Origin of the sequence: Methylobacterium sp. WL116 (genome assembly GCF_008039455.1) — a bacterium.
Taxonomy (GTDB): Bacteria; Pseudomonadota; Alphaproteobacteria; order Rhizobiales; family Beijerinckiaceae; genus Methylobacterium.
This window is the reverse complement of record NZ_VRUV01000543.1, coordinates 1-2,907: the sequence shown is the minus strand read 5'-3', so window position 1 is coordinate 2,907 and position 2,907 is coordinate 1. Positions and strand designations below refer to the sequence as shown.

At 69.4% G+C, this 2,907-nt stretch carries 1 protein-coding gene; it reads left to right on the top strand.

Annotated features, from left to right (window positions below; all coding sequences use genetic code 11):
* The first annotated feature begins 142 nt into the window (after positions 1-142).
* A complete protein-coding gene (locus tag FV223_RS24230) occupies positions 143-2,590 on the top strand; it encodes a PAS domain S-box protein (RefSeq protein ID WP_147729363.1) in 2,448 nt (815 codons plus the stop codon).
* The last annotated feature ends 317 nt before the right edge of the window (positions 2,591-2,907 follow it).

The following is a 2,907-nucleotide window of genomic DNA, read 5'->3' as shown; positions in this document are numbered from 1 at the left end:
GGCCGACGCCCTGCATCCCCTCCCCCGACCGAATGCCTACCCCCCGGTCGGGGCTGGCGGCGGCGTGATGGAGCCGTCGCGCCTCGTGGCCGTTGTCACGCCGGCGGCCAGGCTCGGGGTACGCTTCGCGGGGACCGTCGGGATGGGATCGGAAATCGAGGACCTGCGCCGGCAACTGGCCGAGGCGAGGGCCGAGATCGGGAGCCTGCGAGAGCGCAACGAGCGGCAGGTGCATGCCCCGGCCGATGGGGAGAGGACCTCGGCGGCCGGGACGGATCTCCTGTTTACGGCAGCCGAGAAAACCCGGATGCCGCAGATCGTCACCGACCCGAACCTTCCGGACAACCCCATCGTCTTCGCCAACCGCGCGTTCCAGGAGCTCTGCGGCTATGGGGCCGAGGAGCTCATCGGGCGTAACTGCCGCTTCCTCCAGGGACCGGACACCGATCCCGGCGACGTCGCCAAGATCCGCGAGGCCATCGCAGCGCGGCGCGACGTCGTGGTCGAGCTCGTGAACCACCACCGCGACGGCACTCCGTTCCGGAACGAGCTCTACGTCAGCCCGGTCTATGGCGCCGACGGGAGCCTACGGTACTTCTTCGCGAGCCAACTAGACGTGACACGCTTCCGTACGGAGGAGGAGCGGCTCGCCGAGAGCGAGGCGCGCTACCAAGCCCTCTTCGAGGCGGTCGATGCGGGCTTCTGCATCGTCGAGTTGCGCTACGACGCCAGGGACCGTGCGGTCGACTACCGCTTCATCGAGGTTAACCCCGCCTTCGAGCGCCAGACCGGGCTGCGCGACGCGACGGGGAGATGGGTCGGCGAACTCGTCCCTGGGTTGGAACAGGCCTGGTTCGATGCCTACGGCGAGGTCGCCCTGACGGGCATCCCGACACGGTTCGAGAGCGGCGCGGTCGCCATGGGGCGCTGGTTCGACGTGCACGCCCTGCGCATCGGCGACCCGGCCCGGCGACGGGTCGCGATCCTGTTCAACGACATCACCGACCGCAAGCGGCTCGAAACCCATCTGGAGACGGCGGCCCGCGACAGGGAGGAGGAACGGGATACCCTCTGGCGCGCGAGCCGGGACCTGTTCGTGGTCTGCGGCTACGACGGCTTGTACCGGGCTGTGAACCCGGCCTGGACGGCGTCCCTTGGATGGGAGCCGGAGGATCTCGTCGGCCGGCGCTTCGACGCGCTCGTCCACCCGGACGACCTGGAAGCCACGGGGAACGCCTTCGAACGGGTGGTCACCACGGGGGACCTCGACGAGATCGACCTCCGGCTGCGGACGCGCGACGGAGCCTATCGCTGGATCTCATGGAACGTCGTGCCGCGCGCCGACCAATTCTACGCCGCCGGCCGGGACGTGACGGAGCGACGGGCGCTGGAGGAACAACTGCGGCAGTCCCAGAAGCTGGAGGCGGTCGGCCAGCTCACCGGGGGCGTCGCGCACGACTTTAACAACCTGCTGACGGTGATCAAGTCGTCGACCGACCTGCTGAAGCGTCCGAACCTCGCCGAGGAACGCCGGGGACGCTACGTCGAGGCCATCTCCGACACCGTCGCCCGGGCGGCCAAGCTCACGGGCCAACTGCTGGCCTTCGCTCGGCGTCAGGCGCTGAAGCCCGAAATCTTCGACGCCGGCCGCGGCGTCGCCTCGGTCACGGACATGGTGCGGACGCTGACCGGCGCACGCATCCACGTGGATACCAGGATCGAGCCGTTCCATGACGCGGAAGGGCGGGAGCGCCCATACCTGGTCGATGCGGATCCGAGCCAGTTCGACACGGCGCTGGTCAACATGGTGGTCAACGCCCGCGACGCGATGTCGGGCGAGGGCCGCATCTCCATCAGCGTGCGGTCGACCTCCGCCATACCGGCGGTGCGGGCGCATCCAATCATTCCCGGCGACTTCGTCGCCGTGTCCATCGCCGACACGGGCATGGGCATCGCGCCCGAGGCGCTGGACCGGATCTTCGAGCCGTTCTTCACCACCAAGGGGGTGGGACAAGGGACCGGGCTGGGCCTGAGCCAGGTCTTCGGCTTCGCCAAGCAAACGGGCGGAGAGGTGGTGGCCGAGAGCCGCCGCGGGGAGGGAAGCACCTTCACCCTCTATCTGCCCCGGTCCTCGGCCCCCCCGCCGCTGCATGCGGAGGCATCGGAGCCGGCGGCGCTCGCGGAGGGACACGGCACCCGCGTCCTCGTCGTCGAGGACAACCAGGATGTGGGCGCCTTCGCCGTCCAGGCCTTGTCCGAGCTCGGCTACGTGGTGGCGTGGGCCACGGACGCCGGAAAGGCGCTGGCGGAGCTCGACCAGACGCCCGACCGGTTCGAGGTCGTGTTCTCCGACGTCGTCATGCCCGGGATGAACGGCGTCGACCTCGCCCGTGAGGTCACGCGGCGGCATCCGGGCCTGCCCGTGGTGCTGGCGTCGGGGTACAGCGATGTCCTTGCCGCACAGGGAACCCACGGGTTCGAGCTGCTCGGGAAGCCGTACTCCGTGGCCGACCTGTCGCGCGTGCTGCGGATGGCGGTCGAGCGCGCGGCGACGCTGCGTGGCAAACATTCGGCCCGTTCGCGCGCGTAGGCGTGATCGGGGCGTGGTCGTCACGCCGCGTGCCCCACCCGGGGCCGGTACGGGGAGACGCCATCCTCCGGACGCATCATCGAACGTTGTGTCGTTGGACATCCCGGGTCTTGGGCCATTCGCGGAACCCAGGGAGGACTGGCGTCGCGGTGCGGTTCACGTATGTTGGAATCCAAGAACATGCGCTCGATGAATTTCCCCTCCCTACCGCCCGTCGGAGTTCCATCTGGGAGACGATCTGCCGGGCCAGCGCCTTGAGGCCGTCGGCCTGTGCCGGGGTAAGGCCACCGGGCCGGGTCGCCTTGTCGATGACGCAC